This window comes from Eggerthella sp. 1_3_56FAA, from assembly GCF_000185625.1.
Taxonomy (GTDB): Bacteria; Actinomycetota; Coriobacteriia; order Coriobacteriales; family Eggerthellaceae; genus Eggerthella; species Eggerthella lenta.
The window spans coordinates 100,446-124,667 of record NZ_GL622582.1 but is presented as its reverse complement, the minus strand read 5'-3'; the positions used below and the strand labels follow the sequence as shown (position 1 = coordinate 124,667).

Here is a 24,222-nt window from a genome sequence, read left to right as displayed (position 1 = left end):
CCGCCATGCTGCGCGCGCTGGGCGACGAGCTGCGCGCATCCGAGTGCGCCCGCCGCGCCGGAACCGTCGAGCTCGCCTTGGTGGAGGAGGGCGGCGTCGCCATGACGGAGAGCTACTTCGAGGTGCCCGCCCCCGCCGGCGCCGCCCCGGGCGCGCTGGTCGAGGTGACGCTGTAGCCGGTCGCGCATCGCCCCCGAACCGGCGCGCCAAGAGCGGGCGAGCGGCCTGTTTGCGCGAAGGATCGCCATGGGCGCGCGATGCTCCGAACGGGCTGCGTCAATCTTGGTTTAACGGCGGGGCAGTCGTTTTCCGGCACGGGAAGCTCTTCACGGAGAGCGCGTATTGGAACAGGTCGCGTATGCTCACCCCGAGTCCTCGGGCAATTTCGGAGAGCGCGTCGATGTTCGGGTTTTCGTATCTGCCATGATGGCAGCCTCTCTTGTTTTCTGAACCCCTGCGGCTGCTGGCCCTTTCTTGAATGGGGCGATTCGAAATGCCTCTGTTTTCCGATAGGCTGTATACTAGCCAGAATAGCGATTTAAAACGGGAGGCGCGAATGGGCGACGACGAGGCGCGCGAGCGGGCGCGCAGGAGGCTCGAGGAGCGCAAGGCGCGCATGCGCGGGGAAGCGTCCGCCGGCCGCGATACGCACGGCGTGCATGACGCGCGCGAGCCGATAAGCTCGGGTCGTCTCCGTTCGAGCCGTCCCGGAACGGGCAATCGGCACTCGTGGGAGGCGCACGGCTCGGAGCTCCTGTTCGCCTTCTCCGAGGCTGCGACGAACCTCGTGCGCGCCGTCGGTCTCAAGCGCTTCGCGATCGCGGCCGCCGCGATCGTGCTGGTCGTCGCGCTCGTCGCGGGCGTTCGCGGCTGCATGGCCGCCGGCGCTGCGACGCAGGCGCCGGACGAGGCTGACCGGGCTCCCGTCCAGCAGCAGCCGCAGCGCGACCCCGTCGACGAGGCCAAGCTCAAGGCCGTGCTCGGCGACGATTTGGCCGCCCAGCTCGTCCAAGCGGCTTCGGCGAGCGACGACGCGGCATGGATCGCCGCCCATCCGGACGCCTACGCCGTGGACGGCGAAGCGGTGCAGCGCAAGCTGCTCAAGCTGGCCGCCGTCGAGCCCGAGGCCGTGGCCTTCGTGCGCACGTTTCCCGACGCCTATCCGGCCGAGAGCGCCCTCGGCACGGACGACCCCGCCTCCGGCGAGGTGCCGCGTCTCTACCAGTGGGATCAGCGCTGGGGCTCCACCGTGTACAGCTCCACGACGTTCGCGCTGACGGGATGCTGCCCCACGTCGCTTTCCATGGTGTACCAGGGCCTCACCGGCAAGGGCGATCTGTCGCCCTACGATATGGGGAAACGCGCGAGCGACGGCGGCTTTGAGACGGCGTTCGACGGCACCGACTCCTCGTTCCTCGTGAGCGAGGCGGCCTCGCTCGGCCTTTCCTGCGAGGCGCTCTCGGTCGATGCGGGCAGCGTGCGCGCGGCGCTCGAAGGCGGCGCCGTGCTCGTCTGCAACGTCGGCCCTGGAGACTTCACCGACAACGGCCACTTCTTCGTCGTCACCGGCATCGACGGCGACGGGAACCTGCGCATCAACGATCCGTACTCGGCCGAGCGCTCGAACAGAGCCTGGAACGTGGACACGGTGCTCGGCCAGACGAAGGCGCTGTGGGCCTACCGGCTGGCCTGAGGACGCGCGTGCGGGCAATGCGTCTTCGCCCGTAAAACACGGAAAACGACCCTGAGGCGTGTTTTCGGAGCGAAGATGCGAGGCGGGAGCGGCGCGGCCTCGAACCGCCTCGCCGTTCCCGGCAGATCTTGATCACCTGCACTATATTCCCTTGTCGGTTCGATGACATCGAAGCGCGCGCCGGCCGTGCGTGGTACAATGCCCCCATGACAGACCAAACCCAAATCACCCTCACGGCCCCCCGAAGCGTGAACATGGCGCTCATCGTCGGCCCTGCGGACGAGATCCTCCATGCCGTGCAGGACGCGTTCGCCTCGCGGATCACGGTTCGCGGCGACACGGTCGAGCTCGTCGGCGATCCGCTGGAGGTGCAGTCGCTCACGGCGCTGTTCTCGGATCTCATCAAGCTCGTGGAAGGCGGCGGCGAGCCTACGCTCGAGTACGTGCGGCACGCCATCGACCTGTTGCGCACGGCCGAGTTCAGCCCCCAGGCGCTGCGGGAGGACATCCTGCTCACGTACCGCGGCCGGGCCATCCGTCCGAAGACGGCGGGCCAGAAGCGCTACGTCGACGCCATCCGCGAGCATACCATCACGTTCGGCATCGGGCCCGCGGGCACCGGCAAGACGTACCTCGCCATGGCCATGGCCGTGGCTGCGCTCAAGCGCAAGGAGGTCGGCCGGATCATCCTCACGCGCCCCGTGGTGGAAGCGGGGGAGAGCCTGGGCTTTCTGCCCGGAACCCTCACCGAGAAGGTGGATCCCTACATCCGCCCGCTTTACGACGCGCTGTTCGACATGACCGACATGGAGCGCGCCACGCAGCTCGTCGAGAGCGGCGTCATCGAGATCGCCCCGCTCGCGTTCATGCGCGGGCGCACCCTGAACGACAGCTTCATCATCCTCGACGAGGCGCAGAACACCACGCCTGAGCAGATGAAGATGTTCCTCACGCGCCTGGGCTTCGGCTCGAAGATGGTGGTCACGGGCGACGTGACCCAGCTCGATCTGCCGCGCGGCGTCTCGGGCCTCAAAGGCGTGCGGGCCATCCTCGAGGACATCGACGATATCGCGTTCTGCGATTTCACCGGCAAGGACGTGGTTCGGCATTCCCTGGTGGCCGCCATCGTCTCGGCCTACGATCAGGCAAGCAGAAAGGCTTGAGGTATCATGGATATCCAGATCAACTACGACTACCGCAAAGAAGACCTCGAGAAGCTGCCGCTGCACGAGCTGACCCAGTTCGTGCTGGCGCGCGAGGACAAGCCCTTCAACACCGAGGTGTCCATCAGCTTCGTCACCGACGAGGCTATCGCCGAGCTCAACGAGCGCTACCGCCACAAGGAGGGCCCCACCGACGTGCTGTCCTTCGAGTGCGACGGCGTGGACGACGACCTGTCGGCCATGACGCTGGCGGAGGATCCCGTCTACGAACTGGGCGACGTGGTGATCGCCCCCGACGTGGCCAGCCGCCAGACGCGCGAGTTCGGCACCACGTTCGAGGAGGAGATCAGCTTGCTGCTCGTCCATGGCCTTCTGCACCTGTGCGGCTACGATCACATCGAAGATGACGAAGCCGAGGTCATGGAGAAGCGCGAGGCCGAGATCCTCGAAGCCTGGTCCAAGCGCTGAGATCGGGGGAGGGGCTGGATTGCATGAACGCGACTGACGCCATGGGCGAAGGCGATCGCACGGAGGGGAATCCGTCGCCGGAGGACGGCGCGGCGGACGGCGTGAGGTTCGTCCGCAACCGTGCTGACAAGGATTCGCGCGCCCGGTTCTCGCTCGGACGCGCGTTCTCGTGCGCATGGGAGGGAGTCGTCTACACTGCGCGCACGCAGCGCAACATGAAGATACATTTCGCGGTGGGCGCCGCGGCGGTGCTGCTCGGCGCCGCGCTCGGCATCGACGCGGCGTCGTGGGCGGCCATCGTCATCTGCATCGTGCTCGTGCTGGCCGCCGAATGCCTGAACACGGCCGTCGAATCGGTGGTCGACCTCGTGTCGCCCGACTACGCCGAGCTCGCCAAGCACGCGAAAGACTGCGCCGCCGGCGCAGTGCTCGTGTGCGCGCTGGGCGCGGTGGCGGTAGCCGCCGCCGTGTTCGTCCCGCGCCTTGCGGCGCTGTTCGTCTAACGCATCGGAAACGTCGGAAGGCTTTTCATGGACAACATCTATCCCGCAGTCGGCGATTCGTTCAAGTCGGGGTTCGTCACGCTGGTCGGGCGCCCGAACGCGGGCAAGTCCACGCTGATCAACGCCATTATGGGCAAGAAGATCGCCATCACGTCGAACACGGCGCAGACTACGCGCCATCGCTTTCGCGCGGCGCTCACGCGCGAGGGCTTCCAGCTCATCCTCGTGGACACGCCGGGCCTGCACAAGCCGCATGACGCCCTCGGCGAGGAGCTGAACACGTCGGCACTCAAGGCGCTCGAGGACGTGGACGTGGTCGCCTTCCTCGTGGACGCGTCGAAGCCGGTCGGTACGGGCGACGAGTGGGTGGCCGCTCAGCTCAAGCGCGCGCGCTCGAAGAAGATCCTCGTGCTGTCGAAGATCGACCTCGTGGACGGCGAGCAGCTGGATCGCCAGCGCTTCGCCGCAGCCCAGCTGGGCGATTGGGACGCCGTGGTGGAATTGTCGAGCCAGACGGGCGAGCATGTGCAGGATTTCGTCGACGAGGTGGTGGCGCTGCTGCCGCCGGGTCCGGCGTGGTTCCCGACCGATATGGAGACCGACCAGCCCATCGAGGTGGTGGTGGCCGAGTTCATCCGCGAGAAGATCCTGCGTTCGTTCCACGACGAGGTGCCCCATGCCATCGGCGTGCGCGTGGAGGAGATGGAGTACGATCGCAAGAAGGATCTCTACCGCATCTTCGCCATCGTGTACGTGGAGCGCGACAGCCAGAAGGGCATCATCATCGGGAAGAAGGGCGCGGCCATCAAACAGATCGGCACCGAGGCGCGCCAGGATCTCGAGCAGCTGCTGGGCTGCCGCGTGTTCTTGGACCTGTCGGTGAAGGTGAAGAAGAACTGGCGCCGCGACGCGAACCAGATCCGCCGTTTCGGCTACGGCGAAGGGGCTTAAGGGCTTTGTCTGCCCGGCCGCCGGCGGCCGGAACGGCTCGGCGCTTATCGCCGATCGGCTGCGCCAACCTGGAAGCTCGCCTATTTTCTGCAGGTATTGTCACGAAGCGTGCAAACGGGGCGTTGTCCGGCTGCGCTCGGCCCGTTTTCGGCTACAATCGTCGTATGTGCCATTTGCGCGAGGGAGTAAGCCAGCATGATCTGTCCGAACTGTCAATCTGAGAACAAAGACGGCGCGAAATTCTGCAACGATTGCGGATTTCCCCTGACCGGCCGTATGGCGGCCGTCGCCGCGGCGTCCACGAGCGATGCGACGCTGCGCTCGATCGCGGCTGACGACGGCCCTGAGGATGTACAGGCCGGCGATTCCGATCCCGACTTCGAGGGCGCGGCATCCGCCGTCGAACCCGAGTCCGCCGGGGAACCCGACGCTTCGGGCCCGCTCGATCGTTCGAGCATCCCCGCCATCGACGTGGCGGGCGTGAACGTCGACGAGAACGGCAACGCGTTCGACTTCGGCTCCATCGGAGACGACGAGGCCGCGCGCGCTGCCGACGATCTCACGCCGTTCGTGCCCCGTCGCCCCGACGAAGAGCCGATCTCCGGTCGCTCCGATTTCTCGGGCTTCGACGAATGCCTCGTCGATGCAGGCTACGTGCCCCCGAAGAAGTCGTGGGGGCCGGGCGATACCATGGAGATGCCGCGTATCGAGGGCCAGGCCGCGCCCAAGCAAAAGGAGTTCCGCGCACCTGATGCCAACCAGAAGAAGGGCGGCAAGGGCAAGATCGTGGCCATCGTGCTCGTATGTCTGCTGGCCGTCGGCGGGGCGGCCGCGGGCGTCACGTACTATCTGGAGCTATGGGGCGGCAAGATGCTGCCCGACGTCGTGGGCATGACCCAGTCCGACGCCGTCTACGTTTTGGAGTCTAAGGGCTTCGCCGTGCACGAGGAAAAGATCAAGTCCGACGACACCGAGGGCGTCGTGCTGCTGATGGATCCCGTCGCCGGCTCTCGCGAGGAGGAGGGCTCCGAAGTCACCATCCATGTTTCGGAGGCGCGCACGATCCCCGACGTCGCGGGCAAACAGCGCGACGAAGCGGCGGCTCTGCTCGAGAAGGACGGGTTCGAGAAGGTTTCCTTCGTGACCGAGAAGTCGAACGAGCGTGAAGGCCTCGTGCTGGGGATAGCCCCCGAAGCGGGGTCGAAGGCCGCTGCCGGCACCGAGATCACCGTTACTGTTGCCGTCCCCTTCACCGTGCCCGACGTGAAGGGCAAGACGTGGGACGAGGCTTCCAAGATGCTGACCGACGAAGGGTACGAACCGGTGGCGAGCTACGTCTACGACGACAGCGTGCCTGCCGGTACCGTGCTCGGTACGACGCCCGAAGCCGACGCGAAGGCCGACTCCGGCTCTACGGTCACCGTGTCGGTCGCCTTGTCGCGCGGCGCCGAGTTGGAGCAGGCGGCGCTGTCGTATCTCGGCGGTTTGCGCGATTCGGGCTCGACCGTCACGGTCGGCGGCACGGCCTATCTGGTGGAGTCGGTGGACGCCGTGAAGTACGAGGGGGGCGAGACCACGTCGTTCACCATCACGGGCAAGGCGGTGACCTCGCTCGACGGCGAGACCGTGTACGGCTCCTCCAAGCAGAAGAGCGGTGCCATCGTTTGGACGAGCGACAACGCCATCGCCAGTATCTCGTAGCGCGCGTGTACCAGCCTACCTACGACGCGCGCGCCATCGTGCTGCGCAAGACGAAGCTCGGCGAGAGCGACCTCATCCTGACGCTGCTCGCCGAGGACGGCTCGCAGATACGGGCCGTAGCGAAGGGCGCGCGCAAACCCGTCAGCTCGTTCGCGGCGCGCCTCGAGCTGTACTCGGTCGTCGACTTGCTCGTCGCGCGCGGGCGCAGCCTCGACATCGTGAAGGAGGCGCGGCTCGTCGAGAGCAACGAGCGTCTTCGCCGCGACATCGAGCACGCTGCCGGGGCTGCGCCCATGGCCGAACTGCTTGACCGCGTCACGCAGATGGGGCTGGAGAACCCGCGGTTGTTCGCGCTCACGCGCACGGCGTTGTCCAGCCTGGGTCGGGTCGATCCCGCGCAGGTGCCGGCCGTGTGCGCGGCGCACTTGCTCAAGACGCTTGCGTTCGCGGGGTTGCGCCCCAGCCTCGATGTGTGCGTCTCCTGCGGGCGCGACGTGGAGGCGGTTCCCGAAAGCGGACTCATGGCGCTCTCGTACCAGGAGGGCGGGGCGGTGTGCGCCGCATGCCGGTCGAGCGTGGAGACGGTGCTCGTCCCTGCCTCTACGGTCGCGTGGTGCCGGGCTCTGCTGAGCTCCACGTTCGCCGAGATCGAGATTCTCGAGGCGGATCCTTCCGCCGCGTTTTCCGTGCTGCGTTTCTGCCAGCAATGGGTGAGCGAGCACGTCGGGGCGAACTTGAAATCGTTGAACTTCCTGTTCACTTGCGGACTGTTCTGAAAGACGCGGGCGGAACCCGCGAAGAAGAGGAGAGAGGCATGTACCGTTACACCCCGCGCGGCGTATGCTCGCGCGCGATCGATATCGACCTCGACGGCGACAAGGTGGCGCGTGTCGAGTTCGTCGGCGGCTGCGACGGCAATTTGAAGGCGGTGTCGAAGCTCATCGAGGGCATGACGGTGGAGGACGTCGCCGCGGCGCTTGAGGGCAACACGTGCGGTCGACGCGCAACTTCGTGCGCCGACCAGCTGGTGAAAGGGCTGCGCGAGGCGCGTCAAGCGGCCGTGTAGGCCCAGATCGCTCGGCATTGGCCGAGCACGGTGGCGAAGTCCCAAGCCTTTCCCGTGCGTTCGGGGCTGTTGGGGTCGCGCACGAGCAGGCGGCCCTGTTCGTCGATGCCTGCGAGCACGATGAAGTGGCCCGTGCTGGTGAAATCGCCCGGTCCCACGCTGCAAATGACGGGTGAGCCGGACAGGAGAGCGCGGCGAACGTTCTGCTCGTCTGCGGGCACTTCTTCGGCGACGAGGCCAAGCTCGGCCGCGCCTTCGGTCATGAACGTCCAGGCGGTGCCGTCGGGAGTCGCGCATCCGAGGCGCTCGGAGAACGCGCCCATGTCGGCCGGGGTCATGTCGGTGCGACCGGTCAACGCCACGTACGCCATGGCCATGCACGTAGGCCCGCAACCGGTGGTTCCGAAGTCGTCTTCTGCGTAGGTTCCGTCAGCCCATGCAGGATCGCGCTGGTACAGCGCGGGCACCTCGCCGGCCTTCCAGGCGCTTTTCGGCGTCGATTGCGGGCCTGTGGAGAGGGATCCGCTGGCCCGCGCGCCGTCGACGAGGCCCGTCAAGGTGCTCACCGCGTACCAGCAGGCGCCTCCGAGGGCGATCAGCAGCGCCAGAACGACGGCGAGCTGCGGCAGCGATCGCGAAGGGATGCGCCGCACGCCGGATGCGGCGTGCGTGCGGCTTTCGGGAGCGCAAGCGCGGCGTAGGGGCCGAGCGCGATAAACGGAGCGGTTCGGGCGAAGCCTTGCATCGAAGGAATTGGTGTACGGCACGGGGAGCCTCCTCGAAAGCGTTGGATACGGGGATAGCGAGGCGTCGTCCGGGACTGCGCCCCGGACGACCTCCGGCAGCGCTCGCGGCGCGCCGTCCTCGCCGTCAAGTATCCCTCGGGCGCGCCCCTCCCGTCCCAGAAGAAACGTCAACCGATTGCTTAAGTTTTCCTTAATCTTGCCTCGTCAGGGGCGTGATCGCGCACGGGGGCTTATACAATGGGAGAGACGGCGCGCCCGAGCGGGCGCGGACGGCCCGATGGGCCGCGGAGTGCGAGGAGGAACGCGTGGAATCGAAGATGCGCATCGCCGTATGCGACGACGAGCAGGCCATCGCTGATTTGGTGGGGCAGCTGCTTGTGGAGGCCGGGTTCGCCCCGACGGTGTTCTACGCAGCTCCCGATCTGCTGGCCTGTCAGGCGGACGATCCGTTCGACCTTGTCATCCTCGACATCATGATGCCCGGTATGGACGGGTTCGCGTGCTGTCGCGAGCTTCGGCGCACGAGCTCGGTTCCCATAATCTTCCTCACGGCGAAGGACGAGGAGGTCGACAAGGTGGTGGGCTTCGAGCTGGGTGCCGACGACTACGTGGTGAAGCCCTTCAAGCCGCGCGAGCTCGTGGCCCGCGTCCGCGCGCGCCTGCGCCGCGCTACCTCGAACGACGTCGCAAGTGAGGATGGGCCGGGTATGCTCGAATGCTGCGGCATCACTCTCGACGAGAGCGCCTACACGGCCACGCTGCACGGCGAGGCGTTGAGCCTCACCCCGAAGGAGTTCGCCATCCTCGCCTGTCTCATGCGCGACCAGGGCCGGCCTGTGGCCTCGCGCGATCTGTTCGAGTCCGTCTGGGGCGAGATCGCCAACGCCCAGAGCAACAACACGGTGATGGTGCACATCCGGCATCTGCGCAAGAAGCTGGCTGCCGTCGACTCGTCCCAGGAGTTCGTCGAGACCGTCTGGGGCGTCGGTTACAAGCTGGGCTAAAAGGAGGAAGACATGGAGGAACCCGTACGCTCGCAGGCGCGGCTCGACCAGACGAAGCGGCTCTCGAACGCCATCCTGCGTCGCACGGTGGTGAACGTCGTGCTGTTTATGGTCATATACCTCGTGCTGTACGGCGGCTTCGTGACCGTGTTCGGCTCGACCGTGTCGAACGCCGTCTACGAGCTGCTCGACTACAACTACACGCTGCACACGATGCTCGCCAGCACATTCATGATATGTTCGGCCATCGGCTTCGTACTGGGCATCGTGCTCGTGGTGCGCTCGGGCATCAACCGGGCGCTGCGCTACTTCGACCTCTTGCTCGATTCGGTGTCCGACATCCTGGCCAAAAGCGACGGCCCGGTCATGCTGCCCGGCGAGCTTGCGCCCACCGCTATGGCGCTCAACACCATCAAGGCGACGTCCGAGCAGAACGAACGCGCTGCGAAGGCCGCCGAGGATCGCAAGAACGAGCTGGTGGTGTATCTGGCGCATGATATCAAGACGCCGCTCACCTCCATCATCGGCTATCTTACGCTGCTCGAGGAGTCTCCGGACCTGCCGCTCGAGGTGCGTGAGCGCTACACGGGCATCACGTTGGACAAGGCCTACCGGCTCGAGGAGCTGCTCGACGAGTTCTTCGAGATCACGCGCTACAACCTGCAGACCATCCCCATCGAGCGCTCGCGCTTCGATGCCGCGCTGTTCGTGAACCAGGTGGTGGACGAGTTCTTCCCCCTGGCCGAGGGGCGGCGCCTGAACCTCGTGTACGAGGGCCCCGCCGAGCTGTCCGTGTTCGCCGACGCGGGGCGCGTGGCCCGCGTGCTGAACAACGTCATCAAGAACGCGGTGGCCTACGCCGATCCCGGCACGGACGTGAGGGTGCGCACGGGGCTCGTGACGGCCGCCGACGGCTTCGTGTGGTGGGAGCTCACGGTGAGCGACCAGGGACGCGAGCTGTCGCCGCAGCACCTCGAACGCATCTTCGAGAAGTTCTACCGCGCCGACGAGTCGCGCGGGTCGGCAGCGGGCGGCGCAGGGCTGGGGCTGGCCATCTCCCGTGAGATCGCCCGCGCCCACGGCGGCGACATCTACGCTTCGAGCGACGCGGGCCTCACGTCGTTCACCGTCTGGATCCCCCAGGGACCCAGTGTGGCGCGCTCCTGACGGAGGCCTTCTGCAGCATGTGTCTGTCCTGATGGGGGCGCGGCTTCGAAGCGTCGGCGCTTTGTGCGGAACCTGTGGGCGCCCCGCGTCCCGCTTGCCGCGCACCGTGCTTGCCGTTACAATAGGCGGGCTGCGAAAACGCAGGCACGTTCCGCTTGGTCCGCATGTTCACCGCATGCCTTCCCAGAGGGACGCGCATACGACGCGTGCAGGCCCGGGCCGGGCAGGCGCGCAGGAGGCGGCGTCCGACGAGGGCGCTGCGAACGAAAGGTGGAATAGCACATGGCCAGCAAACTCAGCATCAGCAAAGAGCGCACTGCCGAGCTCGTCAAGGAATTCGGCAAGGGCGAAGGCGATTCGGGCAGTCCCGAAGTGCAGGTGGCGATCCTCACCGAGCGCATCCGCAACCTCACCGAGCATCTCAAGGTGCACAAGAAGGACAACCACACTCGTCGAGGCCTCATGATGCTCCTCGGTAAGCGTCGCGGTCTTCTGAAGTACATCAAGAACCGCAACATCGAGGAGTACCGTACGCTCATCAAGCAGCTCGGCATCCGCGACACCATCTAGCGTATGAAAGCCCGCCTTGGCGGGCTTTTACATAGAGGCGGTCGGAAGCGCAAGGGCGCATCCGCTCGCGGCGGCGGGGGAACGGTAAGTACCCCGCGCCGAAGAAGCTGGGCGGCACTAGGGCCGTTCAGGTGAAGAGAAAGAAAGCAGCATATGGAAAAAATCGTCGAATCCTTCGAACTGTACGGGAAGCAGTACCGTTTGGAGACAGGCGAGCTCGCCAAGCAGGCGACCGGCTCGGTCGTCGTCACGCAGGGCGACACGACGGTGCTCGTTACGGCCGTCATCTCGAAGGAGGAGAAGGACTACGACTTCTTCCCCCTCACGGTCGACTTCATCGAGAAGATGTACGCGGTCGGCCGCATCCCGGGAGGCTATCTCAAGCGCGAGGCGCGTCCTTCCGACAAGGGCACGCTGACGGCCCGCATGGTGGACCGTCCCATCCGTCCCGGCTTCGCCGACGGCTTCAAGCGCGAGGTGCACGTCGTGTGCACGACGCTCGTCGTCGACAGCATCAACCCGCCCGACACCATCTGCGTCATGGGCGCCAGCGCTGCCCTCATGCTGGGCGCGGCTCCCTTCGACGGCCCCGCCGCTTGCGTGCGCATCGGCCGCGACGTGGAGACGGGCGAGTTCATCGTGAACCCCACGTTCGAGGAATCCGAGAACTCGGATCTCGAGCTGACCATCGCCGGCACGGCCGACTACATCTCCATGGTGGAGGCCGGCGCCGACGAGATCTCCGAAGAGGACATGCTGGCCGCCATGACGTTCGGCCAGGAGGCCATCGCCGCGTTCTGCGAAGCCCAGCAGCGCTTCCTCGACCGTGCGAACATCGAGCCGGTCGAGTGGCCCGTCCACGTCGCCGACCCGGCCATCGCCGAGCGCGTCGCGCCGTTCATGGCCGAGATGTCCGCCGCGTTGCGCGATGCCGACAAGCTTTCGCGCATGGGCAAGGTGGAAGAGCTCAAGGCCCGCATCAAGGAGGAGCAGTTCTCCGATGAGGAGCGCGCCGCATGGAAGGGCGACATCGCCGCCGAGCTCAAGAAGCTCGAGAAGAAGGCCATGCGCGCGATGGTCATCGAGACGGGCGAGCGCGCCGACGGCCGTCGTCCCGAGGACATCCGCCCGCTGTACATCGTGCCGGGCTACCTGCCCCGCGTGCACGGCTCGGGCCTGTTCCAGCGCGGCCAGACGCAGGCGCTCTCCGTCTGCACGCTCGGCATGCTGAACGAATGGCAGCGCCTCGACACCATCGACCCCGCCGAGGGCAAGCGCTACATGCACCAGTACAACTTCCCGCCGTACTGCACGGGCGAGACCGGCCGCATGGGCGCTCCGAAGCGCCGCGAGATCGGCCACGGCGCGCTGGCCGAGCGCGCGCTGATCCCGGTGCTTCCCAGCGAAGACGAGTTCCCCTACGCCATCCGCGTGGTGTCCGAGGTCCTCGAGTCGAACGGCTCGTCGTCCATGGCCTCCACCTGCGGTTCGACGCTGGCTCTCATGGACGCGGGCGTGCCTATCAAGGCGCCTGTTTCGGGCATCGCCATGGGCCTCATCAAGGAGGGCGACGACGTGGTCATCCTCTCCGACATCCAGGGCATCGAGGACTTCCTCGGCGACATGGACTTCAAGGTGTGCGGCACGGCGAAGGGCATCACCGCCCTGCAGATGGACAACAAGGCCCGCGGCCTGTCGGTCGACATCCTCGCTCGTGCGCTCAAGCAGGCCAGCGAAGGTCGCGCCTACATCCTAGACGCCATGCTGGAGACCATCGCCGCGCCGCGCGAGGAGCTCTCCGAGTTCGCACCGCGCATCGAGACCATCCACATCCCGGTGGACAAGATCCGCGACGTCATCGGCTCGGGCGGCAAGGTCGTCCGCGGCATCCAGGAGGAGACGGGCGCCAGCATCAACATCGAGGAGGACGGCACCATCCACATCGCCGCCATCGAGGGCCCGGCCGGCGATGCCGCGAAGGCCATGATTCTCGGCATCGTCAAGGAGCCCGAGGTGGGCGAGACGTTCGACGGTGAGGTCGTTGGCATCAAGGACTTCGGCGCGTTCGTCAAGCTGACGCCGGGCAAGGACGGCCTGCTGCACATCTCCCGCGTTGCCAACGGCCGCGTCGGCAAGGTCGAGGACGTGCTGAACCTCGGCGACATCATCAAAGTCGAGGTGCTCGAGGTGGACCCGAAGACGGGCAAGATATCGCTCGACCGCCTCGACAAGCCGGACGCCCCCGAAAGCAGCGCTTCCAACGGCGAGCGTCGCGAGCGCGGCGATCGCAACGGCGGCCGCGACAATCGTCCGGGTCGCAGCGGACGCGAGGGCAACGGAGGCGGCAACCGCACGCCGCGCCGCCGTCACGACGCGTAAGCGGTTTTGATTCGAGCGAAGGGGCCGAACGCGGCCCCTTCGTCGTTGCGGGAGGACGGATGGCCGACGAATCGTGCCGGCCGGGTAACGGCGGCGCAAGCGGCGTATATCCGCGTGGTAGGATGTTCGGGTACATGAAGCGAAAGGCAGGCAGCGATGATCAAGGTGGCAGTTGCGGGATGCGCGGGCCGTATGGGCAGGACCGTATGCGACGCGGTGCGCGCGGCGAACGATATGGAACTGGTGTGCGGCATCGACCCGCACAGGCCCGAGGTCGACTTCCCCGTGTACCCGACGGTGGCGGCCGCGCTCGAGTCTTGGACGGCCGATGTGCTCGTCGACTTCACCCAGCCTTCCGTCGTGGCCGACAACCTGCGCGAGGCGCTTCCCGCGGGAGTCGACTGCGTGGTGGGCACTACCGGCCTGTCGAACGAGACGTTGCAGGAGCTGGCCGCGCTCGCGCCCGACGGCACCTGTCTGTTCTACGCGCCGAACTTCACGACGGGCGCGGTGCTCATGATGGAGTTCGCCAAGGCCGCCGCGCCGTACTTCCCGGAGGCCGAGGTCATCGAGTTTCACCACTGCAACAAGAAGGATGCTCCTTCGGGTACCGCGGTGCGCACGGCGCAGATCATCGCTGAAGCGCGTGGCGGGCGCGCGAGCGAAGCTCCCGGCAAGGAGACCGAGATCGAAGGCGCCGAGGGCGCGCGCGGCGCGCTCGTGGACGGCGTGCCGGTGCATTCCGTGCGCTCGATGGGCTACGTCGCCAGCCAGGAAGTGATCTTTGGATCGCTCGGCCAGACGCTGTCCATCCGTCATGACTCATGGGACCGTACGTCGTACATGCCGGGCGTGCTGTTGGGCATTCGTAGCGTGGGCTCGTGCGACGGGCTGGTTGTAGGTTTGGAGAACTTCATGGCCTGAGGGCTCATCTCGTGGGATAATAGCCGTTCAGGCACTTGTTTTTGTATGTTGGATGCGCAAGCGGCACGGGTCGCGCGCATGGAAGGTGAGGAGTCAGAGCATGTCGCAGCCTCGGTTCGGCCGGATGATCCCGGCCATGGTCACGCCCTTCGATGAGAATCGCGAGCTCGATCTTGACAAGGCTCAGGCGCTTGCCGCGCGCCTCGTCGACGGCGGCAGCGACTCCCTCATCATCAACGGCACGACGGGGGAGAGCCCGACCGTGTTCTACCCGCAGAAGATGGAGCTGTTCCGCGCTGTGGTGGAGGCTGTGGGCAACCGCGTCCCCGTCATCGCGAACGTGGGCGACAACTGCACGGCCGACACGGTGGGCTTCGCCCGCGACGTGGCCGAGTTGGGTGTCGACGGCTTTATGTGCGTGGTGCCCTACTACAACAAGCCTCCCCAAGAGGGCATGTACCGTCACTTCCGCACCATCGCCGACGCGGTGGAGCTGCCCATCATCCTGTACAACATTCCGGGCCGCTGCGTGGTGAACATGGAAGCCGAGACCACGCTGCGCCTCGCCCACGACTGCGACAACGTCGTGGCCGTGAAGGAGGCGTCGGGCAAGATGGATCAGGTCGAGGCCATCGTCGCAGGCGCTCCGGACGGCTTCGTCGTGTACTCCGGCGACGACTCCGCCACGCTCGACGTCATGAAGCGAGGCGGCGCCGGAGTCATCTCCACCATCGGCAACGTGTCTCCCGCTCGCATGAAGGAGATCGTCGAGCTGGCGGCTGCAGGTGACTGGGAGGCCGCCGAGGCGGCCAACGAGCGCTTGATGCCGCTCATGACGGGACTGTTCGAAACGTCGAACCCCATTCTCGTCAAGGAAGCGCTCAAGCTGCTGGGCTTCCCCGTGGGCGGCGTGCGCCTGCCGCTCGTGGATGCCACGCCCGAGCAGTCCGAGCGCCTGGCCGCCACCATGCGCGAGGTGGGCGTGCTGTAGCCGTTTGCCATCCTGAGCGGAGCGCGTAGCGCGGAGTCGAAGGATCCCGTGCGACGATAGCAGGAAGTACCCCGGCTGGCGCCGAGCGGAATCCTTCGACTCCGCACCAACGGCGCTCTGCTCAGGATGACGACATGAAGAAGGACCGAAGCGCCGCGCATCGCGGCGCTTGATATAACCGCGACGTGCGGGCTTGCAGGCTCGAGCGAATTTCAGCCTGCTGCGAGACCAGCCGGGATACCCGGCTCCTCGTGCATGCGCCCCCGTCGCCTGAGAAAAAAGGAACGATATGGAAGAGAAGAACCCGCGCGTCCAGCGCGGAAGCGATCGCGCACGCACGGAGAACCGCTCCGGCGGGAGCCCGCGCAGGGGAGAGAAAGCGCCCCGCGCGAACGGAAACGAGAACGGCCAGGGCAACAAGAAGACCCGCACGTACAAGCACGTGCAGCTCGAGCACAAGCGCCCGCAGCTGTCGAAGGCGGGGGAGGGCGGTCAGCGCGCTGCGTCCAACCGCGGCGACCAGAGCGCGCGACGCAACTTCGCCTCGCCGAAGAAGGATCCGAACGCCACGCTCAAGATCATCCCGCTGGGCGGTCTCGACGCCATCGGCAAGAACATGACGGTGTTCGAGTGCAAAGGCGACATGATCCTCGACGACGCCGGCCTGATGTTTCCCGACGACAACCATCCGGGCGTCGATCTCATCCTGCCCGACTACACCTACGTGCTGGAGAACGCCGACAAGCTGCGCGGCATCGTCATCACGCACGGCCACGAGGACCACACGGGAACCCTCCCGTACCTCATGAAGGACCTCGATCGCAACGTGCCCATCTACGGCACGAAGATGACGCTGGGCCTCATCGAGGGCAAGTTCGCCGAGCATAAGATCAAGAACGCCAAGCTCGTCGAGATCAAACCGGGCGACCAGATCAAGCTGGGCTGCTTCACGGCCGAGTTCTTCGCCGTGAACCATTCCATCCCGGGCGCCGTGGGCGTGTTCTTCCAGAGCCCGGCCGGAAACGTGCTGCACACGGGCGACTTCAAGCTCGATCAGACCCCCATCGACGGCGTGACCACCGACTTCGGCGCGCTGTCGAAGTTCAGCGAAATCGGCGTCGACCTCATGATGAGCGACTCCACCAACGCCCAGAACCCCAACTTCACGCCGTCGGAGGCCGAAGTCGGCAAGGAGCTGGCGAAGATCATATCGCAGGCGAAGGGTCGCGTCATCATCGCGTCGTTCGCCAGCCATATCCACCGCATGCAGCAGATCTGCGACGCCGCCGTAGCCAACGGCCGCAAGGTGGTGGTGACGGGCCGCTCGATGATCCAAAACACCGATATCGCGCGCCGCCTGGGCTATCTCAGCATCAGCGACACGGACCTCATCGACGCATACGACCTCAAGGGCATTCCGCCCGAGCAGGTGGTCATCATGTGCACGGGCAGCCAGGGCGAGCCGCTCTCGGCGCTGGCGCGCATCGCCAACGGCGAGCATCGCACCATCCAGATGGACGAAGGCGACACGGTCATCGTGTCGGCCACGCCGGTTCCAGGCAACGAGAAGGCGGTCACGCGCGTCATCAACGGCCTGGCGAAGATCGGCGCGGACGTGTACGACAAGAACCGCGCACGCGTGCACGTGTCGGGTCACGCCGGCGCCGAGGAGCTCAAGCTCGTGCTCTCCATCGTGCAGCCTAAGGCGTTCATGCCGGTGCACGGCGAGGCCACCCACCTGCGCGCGCATGCTCGTCTGGCCGAGGCGACGGGCGTGCCGACCGACAATGTTTTCATCTGCGAAAACGGCGAAAGCCTTGAGCTGACGTCGCAGGGCGTCGTTCGCGGCGAGACCGTGCAAAGCGGCATCGTGTTCGTGGACGGCCTGTCGGTGGGCGACACCTCGCAGGGCGTGCTCGACGAGCGCAACGCTTTGGGTTCGCAGGGGTTTGCGGCCATCGCCGCCGCGGTGTCGCCGAAGGGAAAGAACGTGGTGGGCAACGTGCAGATCGAAATGCACGGCATCACGGGCGGCGACGACGATTTCCTCGTGCGCGAGGCGCAGGGCACCGTGAAGAACGCGCTCGGGCGCGCTATGGGAAAGGGCGACGGCCAGAAGGAGTGGAAGAAGGCCGGACGCGACGCCTTGCTGTCCCTCCTGTGGGAACGCACGAAAACCCGTCCCATGGTGATTGTGAACTTGCTCGAGGTTTAAGCTATAATGGCCGCATGCGCCCTCGCGGGGGCGTGCGGCCGCAGCATAGGCTGAAACAAACCCATGAAACGCAGATCAAACGCAGCATAAAGGAGTAGGGCGTGGCCCGACAGTCATCCAGCACCGCGAAGCCGAAAGCGTCTTCGGCGACGAAATCGAAGGGCAAGGCGGCCTCGCCCGCCGAAAAAAGGGCGAAGCAGGCCAAGGGCGCGCGCCCGCAGGCGACGGAGGAGCCCCGTCTGCTTGACGAGCGCACGCGTCGCGATATCACCGGCGTGGCTTTCGCCGTGCTCGCGGTCGTCCTGTTCGTGGCGGCGGTGCTGCCTACGAACGCCGTGGTCACCTCGTTCGTTTCCACGGCGCTGCACCTCTCGCTGGGTCTAGGCGCCTATCTTTTGCCGTTCCTCTTGCTGATCATCGGAGCCAGCTTCCTCGCGCGTTTCGACCGCGAACGCGTACCGGTGCGCGTGGCTGTGGGCCTTGTGATGATCTTCGTCGCCGCGCTCTCCCTGCTGGCCCTCTTCACGCCCGAATCCGCGCCCGATTCCGTCGACCGGCTGTTCCTGTCGGACGAGCTCGCCGCGCGAGGCGGCTATCTGGGCGCCGGCATCGCATGGGTTGGAATCAGCCTGTTCGGGCAAGCGGTGACGTGCATCATCATGATCGGGATAGTCCTGGCCGGGCTCGTGATCATCGGGTTCTCGGTGTCGAAGCTGGTCGAACGCGTACAGGACGCCCGTCGGGCGCTTGTCGCCGACGATGCGGACGACGACGTGCTGGCGGCTCCGCCCTACGCCCGCATGAAGCGCTCGACGGGCGCGAAGGTTCCCGTGGTGCCCACGACCGGCGAGGTTGTGGAGGCGGGTGCAACGAACGTCCTACCGCGCGCCAAGGATGCAAAGGGTCGACCGAGCAAGCCCCGTCGCGCGTCGCAGTCGCTGGTCACTCAAGCGATCGGCAACCGTGCGGCTTCTACCGAGGAAGGGGGAGGCGAGGCCCCGCAAACGCTCACGCGCAAGCTCGGCCGCAAGCACGACAAATCCGATAGCTCCCCTGCGGCTCCCAAGCCGTCCGCGAGCTCCACGCCCCTGGCCTCTCCTCGTCCGGCGGACGGTTTCGTGCTACCGCCCGCGGATCTGCTGGCCGTGTCGAAGAACTCCAAGAAGGACCGCGCTTCCGACGCCGAGCTGGCCGACACCGCGGCCTGTCTCCAGGAGACGCTCGAAAGCTTCGCTATCATGGCCGAGGTCGTTGGCTGGGTCGCCGGACCTACGGTGACGCTGTTCAAAGTCGATCTGCCCGCAGGCGTGCGCGTCAGCCGCATCACGGCGCTCGAGCAGGACATCGCGCTTGCGTTGGCAGCGCCGGGCGTGCGCATCTTCGCGCCCATCCCCGGCACGAACTACGTCGGGATCGAGGTGCCCAACCGCACGCGCCAGAGCGTGCTCTTGGGCGACGTCATCAAAGATGCGGACGAGGGCCCGCTGCAGATCGTCATCGGCAAGGACGTCGAGGGCCGCTCCATCGTCTCCGACCTCGCGAAGATGCCCCACTTGCTCATCGGCGGCACTACCGGTTCAGGCAAGTCGGTGTCAATCAACGCCATGATCATGTCCATCCTCATGCGCGCCACGCCTTCCGAGGTGCGCTTCATCATGATCGACCCGAAACGCGTGGAGTTCACGCCCTACAACGGCATCCCGCACCTGTACGTGCCCGTAGTCACCGAGCCGCGCGAGGCGGCCAGCGCGCTTTCGTGGGGCGTGGCCGAGATGGAGCGCCGCCTGAAAGTGTTCTCGAAGGTGGGTGCTCGCAACATCGGCCAGTACAACGCGAAGGTGCAGGCCGAGCTGGCCGCGCAGCAGAAAGCGATCGAAGCCGGCGAAGAGCCGCCGGCCGGCGAGCTGGGGGCCGAGCTGCCCTACCTCGTCATCATCATCGACGAGCTGGCCGACCTCATGATGAACGTGGGCAAGGAGGTGGAGTTCTCCATCAGCCGCATCGCGCAGCTCGCGCGCGCGGCCGGCATCCATCTCATCGTGGCCACGCAGCGCCCTTCCACGAACGTGGTCACGGGCCTTATCAAGGCGAACATCACGAACCGCATCTCGTTCAACGTGGCCAGCGGCATCGACAGCCGCGTCATCTTGGACACGCCGGGCGCCGAGAACCTCATCGGCCTGGGCGATCTCTTGCTGTCGAAGCCCGAGTTCGCCCGTCCCCAGCGAATCCAGGGATGCTACGTATCGGAAGACGAGATCAACGCCGTGGTGGCCATGCTCAAAGACCAGGGCGAGCCGGAGTACCATTCCGAGATCCTGCAGACGAACCTCATCACGCTGGGCGCGTCGCAACCCGACGGTTCGGGCGGCGGCGTCTCCGACGACGATCCGCTCATCTGGGAAGCGGCGGACATCGTGGTGTCGAGCGGCCTCGGATCAACCTCGAACATCCAGCGCCGCCTGAAGGTGGGCTATTCGCGCGCTGGGCGTATAATGGACATGCTGGAGGAAAAGGGCGTCGTGGGGCCGCCGAACGGCAGCAAGCCCCGCGAAGTGCTCGTAGACGCCATGGAGCTCGAGACGTTGAAGGCCTTCGAGGCGCACGACGCGGCGAACCCTGAGGAATAACGAGGTGGCCAGGTGACATTCGGAACCATATTGAGAGAGGCGCGCGAGCGCAAGGGCTACGATCTCGCGACGGCTGCGCGACGGCTGCGCATCCGACCCGACATCCTGCGCGCTATCGAGGAAGACGATTTCTCCCGCATGCCGCCGCGCGGCTACGCGCGCAACATGGTGAACGCCTACGCGCGCCTCGTGGGGCTCAACCCCACCGAGATGACGCGCATGTACCTGGATGAGGCCTACGCCTACCAGGTGGGACGCGCGCGCAACGGCGCGCAGCCCTCGGGTTTCGATCGAGGAGGATCTTCGCGCACGGGACGCTCGACCTCGCGGCAGGGCGCTCGCCCCTCGCAGCAAGTCGACGAGCGCCCGCCGCGGCAGAATGCGTTCGGGCGTACGATGTACGACGACCGGCGCGACTACGGTCGCGATTACGGCGCGCGCGGGGGTTCGGAGCGCCTCTATTCCGAGGGACGCACGCATCCCAGCCGCCATGCGGCGCTGCCGAACGCCGAGTACACGAACTTCTACGCAGGGCCGAAGGCCTCGAGCGTCGTGCAGTCGAAGCTGCCTTTCGTCATCGCGGGCGGCGTGATCCTCGTGCTGCTCATCGTGGTGCTGGTGCTCGTGTTCGGCAACAACGGCGGGAGCTCGAACGAGGATGTGACGAAGCTGCCGGTGACGGGGCTCGCCGACCCGACGCAGGACGGCAGCGGCACGGAAGGCGGCGAAACCCCCGCGCAACCGCAGGCCAAGCCTGTTGAAACTGCTCCGACCAGCATCAAGGTGACCTACACGATCGCCAAGGACACCCCGGTGTACGCGGTCATCACGAAGGACGGGACGTCCGAAGACCAGATGTTCTCGGGCGGCGAGGAGGACACCGTTGAGCTGGCCGAGGGCGACGTGTGGACGTTCGCCGCTTGGGCGAGCGACGGCGTGACGATCAAGGTGGACGGCGAGGCGGTCAAGTTCGACGGCTCCGATCCGGCTACCGGCATGCCCATGGCCACGGTCGATTTCGACGCCTACCTGGAGAAGTGGTACGAGGATCATCCGGATGCCAAGAAGAAGGGGTCGGCCGACGCGGACGCCGCCGACAAAGCAGCCGAGGATGGCGCGAAAACCGGGGATGGAACATCCGCCGCTTAGGGGTTTCCGCCGGTCGGAGAACCCGTTCGTCATGGAGCGCCTCTGAAATTGCCGGCTTGGGCGCGAAAATGCGCTATGCTGTGCGCAAACGAAAATTCGAGCGGCCCGCCAGTGCGGGCCGTGTCGCGCGGAAAGGAACGTTCCATGGCCAAGGAATCCAGCTTCGACATCGTGTCCACGGTCGACATGCAAGAGATCGACAACGCCTTCCAGCAGGCGAAGAAGGAGCTCGCGCAGCGCTACGACCTGAAAGACTCGGGCGCCGAGATCACCCTCGACAAGGCGGGCAAGTCCATGACGGTGGCGGCACCCGCCGATTTCGTGGCCAAGCAGGTCATCGACGTGATCGGCTCGAAGCTCGTTCGCCGCGGCATCGATCTTGCCGCTGTGCAGTGGGCCGATCCCGAAGCGGCCGCCGGCCAGAGCGTTCGTCAGAAGGCCACCATCGTCGAAGGCATCGAAAAGGACGTTGCCAGCAAGATCAACAAGGATATCAAGGCCGAGAAGTTCAAGGTGAAGGTCCAGATCGAGGGTGACAAGCTGCGCGTCAGCTCTCCCTCGCGCGATGCGCTGCAGGAGGTCATCGCCTTCCTCAAGGGGAAGGACTACGGCCAGCCGCTCCAGTTCGTCAACTACCGCTAGGACGGTCTCGCCATATGGAAAGCTCATCTGACGCGGCGCTCGTTGCGCCCTGCGTCGCTTTCGTCACGCTGGGATGCGCGAAGAACGAGGCTGACACGGCGCGCATGCGCGTGCGGTTGGCGGAGGCCGGGTTTCTGATAGAGGACGACCCTGCCGAAGCGGACGCCGTGGTGGTGAACACCTGCTCGTTCATCCAAAGCGCCACCGAGGAGAGCATCGAAGCCGTTTTCGATGCGGCCGGGATGCCCAACGTCGCGGCGGGCGCGCCGCTCATCGTGGCCGGCTGCATGCCCGCCCGCTACGGCGAGGAACTTGCGGACGAGCTTGTGGAGGCGCGCGCGTTCGTGCCATGCAGCCGCGAGGACGATATCGCCGCCATCGTAGCCGACGCGCTTGGCGTCGACGCCCCGGGCGGCGGAGCCGCCGCCTCCGTGACCCTGAGCGCAAGCGGCGGAGCCGCCGAAGTCGAAGGATCCCGTGCGGCGCTTGCCGCCCTCCCGGCCGCGCCGTTCGCCTACGTGAAGATTTCCGACGGTTGCGACCGGTTCTGCACGTACTGCACCATCCCGTACATCCGCGGGCGCTATCGCAGCTTCCCGCTCGACGACGTGCGCGCAGACGTCGCCGCCCAGGTGGCTGCCGGCGCCCGCGAGATCGTGCTCATCGCCCAGGACACGGGGCGCTGGGGCGCCGACTTCGACGAGCCGTCGTCTTTGGCGGCGCTCGTGGCCGCGTTGGCCGAGGAGTTCCCGCAAACCTGGTTCCGCATCATGTACATCCAGCCCGAAGGCCTTTCCGACGAGCTGCTGGATGCCGTGGCCGCGCACGACAACGTATGCGACTACTTCGACATCCCGCTGCAGCACGTGGACGCGGGCATCCTGCGCGCCATGAACCGCACCGGCTCGCGCGAGGAGTTCCTGGCGCTCGTCGGCCGCGTGCTCGCGCACGTGCCGGGCGCCACGCTGCGCACGACGCTCATCGCGGGCTTCCCGGGCGAGACCGAGGAGCAGTTCGAGGACCTGTGCTCCTTCGTCGAGGAGGGGCTGTTCGACTACGTGGGCGTGTTCCCGTACTCGCGCGAGGAGGGCACGCGCGCGTTCGACCTGCCCGGCCAGCTGGACGAGGACGAGAAGAACGACCGTGCCCAGCGCCTGCGCGACCTGGCCGACGCCGTGTGCTGCCCGCGCATCGCCGCGCGCGTCGGACGCGAGATGGACGTGCTGGTGGAGGGCGTCGAAGAGGACGGCCAGCTGTTCGGGCGGGCCATGTGCCAGGCGCCCGAGGTCGACGGCGTCACGTACCTCGACGCCGGCGAGCCGGGCGAGATCCGCCGCGTGCGCATCGTCGACGCTCTGCTCTACGAGATGGAAGGGGAGTGAGCCCGATGGCGCAAGGTGCCGTGCACGAGAAGCTGTGGACCCCGGCGAACGTGGTGACGCTGCTGCGCATCTGCCTCGTTCCCGTGTTCGTGGTGGCCATCATCAGCCCTTGGCCGGAGTACTTCCCGTTCTGGGCGGACGCCGAGGCGTCGAAGCCCTGGATCGCCGCCGGCATCTTCATCCTGCTGGCCGCCACCGACGGCCTCGACGGGTACCTGGCGCGCAGCCGCGGCGAGGTGACGAACTTCGGCAAGTTCATCGACCCCTTGGCCGACAAGATCCTCGTGGCCGCCGCCCTGCTCGCGCTCATCGAGCTGGGCGTGCTGCCCTCGTGGGTAGCGCTCGTCATCCTCACGCGCGAGTTCATCGTGTCGGGCATCCGCATGGTGGCCGCCAGCCAAGGCGTGGTCATCGCCGCCAGCTGGTACGGCAAGGCGAAGACCGTCGCGCAGATCGTCGCCATCGTGCTGTTCATCGTCAAGGACAGTGTGGTGATCACCGATCCGCAGGGCGTGCTGCACAACCCCTTGTACCTCGTGTCGTGGCTGGCCATGCTGATCGCGCTGGCGCTCACCGTGATCTCGATGCTCGACTATTTCGTGAAGGCCAAGGAGATCCTCGGGTTCGCGCCGTCGGGCAAGCGCGCGAAGCGCCGTGCGGGTGCCGGAGAGGCCGCGGCTGCCGATGCGGGAGAGGACGAAGCGGGAGGGCGCGCGTTCAGTGCCCAGGAGGCCGCGAGCATCTCGCCCGAGGCGCTCGACGAGCTGGCCGGGCGCGTGCTCGAGGCGGCACGTGCCGCCGGCGCGACCGTCGGCACGGCCGAGAGCCTCACGGGCGGCCTCGTCGCCGCGACGCTCACCGACGTGCCGGGCAGCTCG

Annotated in this window: 21 protein-coding genes; 20 read left to right on the top strand and 1 reads right to left on the bottom strand. The window is 66.5% G+C overall.

Annotated elements, in window-relative coordinates; all coding sequences use genetic code 11:
- Positions 1-556 precede the first annotated feature (556 nt).
- The 8 genes from HMPREF1023_RS13810 (at position 557) to HMPREF1023_RS13775 (ending at position 7,545) form a co-directional block, all read left to right on the top strand.
- Positions 557-1,693 (top strand): C39 family peptidase, encoded by a 1,137-nt coding sequence (locus HMPREF1023_RS13810; RefSeq protein WP_009307057.1) that lies wholly within the window; start codon positions 557-559, stop codon positions 1,691-1,693.
- A 206-nt stretch (positions 1,694-1,899) separates the two neighbouring features.
- The gene (locus HMPREF1023_RS13805) at positions 1,900-2,856 is read left to right on the top strand and encodes a PhoH family protein (RefSeq protein WP_009307056.1); all 957 of its coding nucleotides are present in this window, start codon (positions 1,900-1,902) and stop codon (positions 2,854-2,856) included.
- Positions 2,857-2,862: 6 nt separating this feature from the next.
- Positions 2,863-3,324: an rRNA maturation RNase YbeY gene (gene ybeY, locus HMPREF1023_RS13800; RefSeq protein WP_009307055.1), complete on the top strand. Its 462-nt coding sequence runs from the start codon at positions 2,863-2,865 to the stop codon at positions 3,322-3,324.
- Positions 3,325-3,347: 23 nt separating this feature from the next.
- Entirely contained in the window at positions 3,348-3,827 is a 480-nt protein-coding gene (locus HMPREF1023_RS13795; RefSeq protein WP_009307053.1) for a diacylglycerol kinase family protein, read from the top strand.
- Between the two features lie 27 nt (positions 3,828-3,854).
- Entirely contained in the window at positions 3,855-4,778 is a 924-nt protein-coding gene (era, locus tag HMPREF1023_RS13790) for a GTPase Era (RefSeq protein WP_009307051.1), read from the top strand.
- A gap of 195 nt (positions 4,779-4,973) precedes the next feature.
- Entirely contained in the window at positions 4,974-6,479 is a 1,506-nt protein-coding gene (locus HMPREF1023_RS13785; protein WP_009307049.1) for a PASTA domain-containing protein, read from the top strand.
- Positions 6,443-7,255, top strand: coding sequence for a DNA repair protein RecO (recO, locus tag HMPREF1023_RS13780; protein WP_232228731.1), 813 nt, complete (start codon positions 6,443-6,445; stop codon positions 7,253-7,255). The genes HMPREF1023_RS13785 and recO overlap by 37 nt, the downstream gene beginning before the upstream one ends.
- Positions 7,256-7,293: 38 nt before the next feature.
- Positions 7,294-7,545, top strand: coding sequence for a TIGR03905 family TSCPD domain-containing protein (locus tag HMPREF1023_RS13775; RefSeq protein ID WP_009307046.1), 252 nt, complete (start codon positions 7,294-7,296; stop codon positions 7,543-7,545).
- On the opposite strand, the gene HMPREF1023_RS13770 is transcribed toward HMPREF1023_RS13775, so the two are convergent.
- Positions 7,530-8,198: a C39 family peptidase gene (locus HMPREF1023_RS13770; protein ID WP_232228730.1), complete on the bottom strand. Its 669-nt coding sequence runs from the start codon at positions 8,196-8,198 to the stop codon at positions 7,530-7,532. The two genes, HMPREF1023_RS13775 and HMPREF1023_RS13770, sit on opposite strands and share 16 nt — an antisense overlap.
- Positions 8,199-8,596: 398 nt before the next feature.
- Between HMPREF1023_RS13770 and HMPREF1023_RS13765 the strand changes: the two genes are divergently transcribed.
- The 12 genes from HMPREF1023_RS13765 to pgsA form a co-directional block, all read left to right on the top strand.
- Positions 8,597-9,295, top strand: coding sequence for a response regulator transcription factor (locus HMPREF1023_RS13765; RefSeq protein WP_009307043.1), 699 nt, complete (start codon positions 8,597-8,599; stop codon positions 9,293-9,295).
- 12 nt (positions 9,296-9,307) lie between these two features.
- On the top strand, positions 9,308-10,462 hold the full coding sequence (locus HMPREF1023_RS13760; protein WP_009307041.1) for a sensor histidine kinase KdpD: 1,155 nt from the start codon (positions 9,308-9,310) through the stop codon (positions 10,460-10,462).
- Positions 10,463-10,744: 282 nt separating this feature from the next.
- Positions 10,745-11,032 carry a 30S ribosomal protein S15 gene (gene rpsO / locus HMPREF1023_RS13755; RefSeq protein WP_009307039.1) on the top strand — a complete coding sequence of 96 codons (288 nt, stop codon included), beginning with the start codon at positions 10,745-10,747 and terminating at the stop codon, positions 11,030-11,032.
- Between the two features lie 153 nt (positions 11,033-11,185).
- Positions 11,186-13,411 carry a polyribonucleotide nucleotidyltransferase gene (locus tag HMPREF1023_RS13750; protein ID WP_009307037.1) on the top strand — a complete coding sequence of 742 codons (2,226 nt, stop codon included), beginning with the start codon at positions 11,186-11,188 and terminating at the stop codon, positions 13,409-13,411.
- A 156-nt stretch (positions 13,412-13,567) separates the two neighbouring features.
- Complete coding sequence (dapB, locus tag HMPREF1023_RS13745) at positions 13,568-14,335, top strand: 4-hydroxy-tetrahydrodipicolinate reductase (protein ID WP_009307036.1); 768 nt, start codon at positions 13,568-13,570, stop codon at positions 14,333-14,335.
- Positions 14,336-14,435: 100 nt separating this feature from the next.
- Entirely contained in the window at positions 14,436-15,326 is an 891-nt protein-coding gene (dapA, locus tag HMPREF1023_RS13740; RefSeq protein ID WP_009307035.1) for a 4-hydroxy-tetrahydrodipicolinate synthase, read from the top strand.
- Between the two features lie 289 nt (positions 15,327-15,615).
- On the top strand, positions 15,616-17,541 hold the full coding sequence (locus HMPREF1023_RS13735; RefSeq protein WP_009307034.1) for a ribonuclease J: 1,926 nt from the start codon (positions 15,616-15,618) through the stop codon (positions 17,539-17,541).
- 101 nt (positions 17,542-17,642) lie between these two features.
- The gene (locus HMPREF1023_RS13730; protein ID WP_009307033.1) at positions 17,643-20,171 is read left to right on the top strand and encodes a DNA translocase FtsK; all 2,529 of its coding nucleotides are present in this window, start codon (positions 17,643-17,645) and stop codon (positions 20,169-20,171) included.
- A 12-nt stretch (positions 20,172-20,183) separates the two neighbouring features.
- Positions 20,184-21,320 (top strand): RodZ family helix-turn-helix domain-containing protein, encoded by a 1,137-nt coding sequence (locus tag HMPREF1023_RS13725; RefSeq protein WP_009307032.1) that lies wholly within the window; start codon positions 20,184-20,186, stop codon positions 21,318-21,320.
- 144 nt (positions 21,321-21,464) lie between these two features.
- Positions 21,465-21,962: a YajQ family cyclic di-GMP-binding protein gene (locus HMPREF1023_RS13720; protein ID WP_009307031.1), complete on the top strand. Its 498-nt coding sequence runs from the start codon at positions 21,465-21,467 to the stop codon at positions 21,960-21,962.
- 14 nt (positions 21,963-21,976) lie between these two features.
- Entirely contained in the window at positions 21,977-23,344 is a 1,368-nt protein-coding gene (gene rimO, locus HMPREF1023_RS13715) for a 30S ribosomal protein S12 methylthiotransferase RimO (protein WP_009307030.1), read from the top strand.
- Between the two features lie 5 nt (positions 23,345-23,349).
- A partial coding sequence (gene pgsA / locus HMPREF1023_RS13710; RefSeq protein ID WP_009307029.1) for a CDP-diacylglycerol--glycerol-3-phosphate 3-phosphatidyltransferase occupies positions 23,350-24,222 on the top strand: 873 nt, incomplete at its 3' end.

Excerpts from the sequence above, each read along its gene's own strand:
- HMPREF1023_RS13810 (WP_009307057.1), top strand. The coding sequence starts at position 557 with ATGGGCGACGACGAGGCGCGCGAGCGGGCGCGCAGGAGGCTCGAGGAG.
- HMPREF1023_RS13805 (WP_009307056.1), top strand. The coding sequence starts at position 1,900 with ATGACAGACCAAACCCAAATCACCCTCACGGCCCCCCGAAGCGTGAAC.
- ybeY (WP_009307055.1), top strand. The coding sequence starts at position 2,863 with ATGGATATCCAGATCAACTACGACTACCGCAAAGAAGACCTCGAGAAG.
- HMPREF1023_RS13795 (WP_009307053.1), top strand. The coding sequence starts at position 3,348 with ATGAACGCGACTGACGCCATGGGCGAAGGCGATCGCACGGAGGGGAAT.
- era (WP_009307051.1), top strand. The coding sequence starts at position 3,855 with ATGGACAACATCTATCCCGCAGTCGGCGATTCGTTCAAGTCGGGGTTC.
- HMPREF1023_RS13785 (WP_009307049.1), top strand. The coding sequence starts at position 4,974 with ATGATCTGTCCGAACTGTCAATCTGAGAACAAAGACGGCGCGAAATTC.
- HMPREF1023_RS13775 (WP_009307046.1), top strand. The coding sequence starts at position 7,294 with ATGTACCGTTACACCCCGCGCGGCGTATGCTCGCGCGCGATCGATATC.
- HMPREF1023_RS13760 (WP_009307041.1), top strand. The coding sequence starts at position 9,308 with ATGGAGGAACCCGTACGCTCGCAGGCGCGGCTCGACCAGACGAAGCGG.
- rpsO (WP_009307039.1), top strand. The coding sequence starts at position 10,745 with ATGGCCAGCAAACTCAGCATCAGCAAAGAGCGCACTGCCGAGCTCGTC.
- HMPREF1023_RS13750 (WP_009307037.1), top strand. The coding sequence starts at position 11,186 with ATGGAAAAAATCGTCGAATCCTTCGAACTGTACGGGAAGCAGTACCGT.
- dapB (WP_009307036.1), top strand. The coding sequence starts at position 13,568 with ATGATCAAGGTGGCAGTTGCGGGATGCGCGGGCCGTATGGGCAGGACC.
- dapA (WP_009307035.1), top strand. The coding sequence starts at position 14,436 with ATGTCGCAGCCTCGGTTCGGCCGGATGATCCCGGCCATGGTCACGCCC.
- HMPREF1023_RS13735 (WP_009307034.1), top strand. The coding sequence starts at position 15,616 with ATGGAAGAGAAGAACCCGCGCGTCCAGCGCGGAAGCGATCGCGCACGC.
- HMPREF1023_RS13720 (WP_009307031.1), top strand. The coding sequence starts at position 21,465 with ATGGCCAAGGAATCCAGCTTCGACATCGTGTCCACGGTCGACATGCAA.
- rimO (WP_009307030.1), top strand. The coding sequence starts at position 21,977 with ATGGAAAGCTCATCTGACGCGGCGCTCGTTGCGCCCTGCGTCGCTTTC.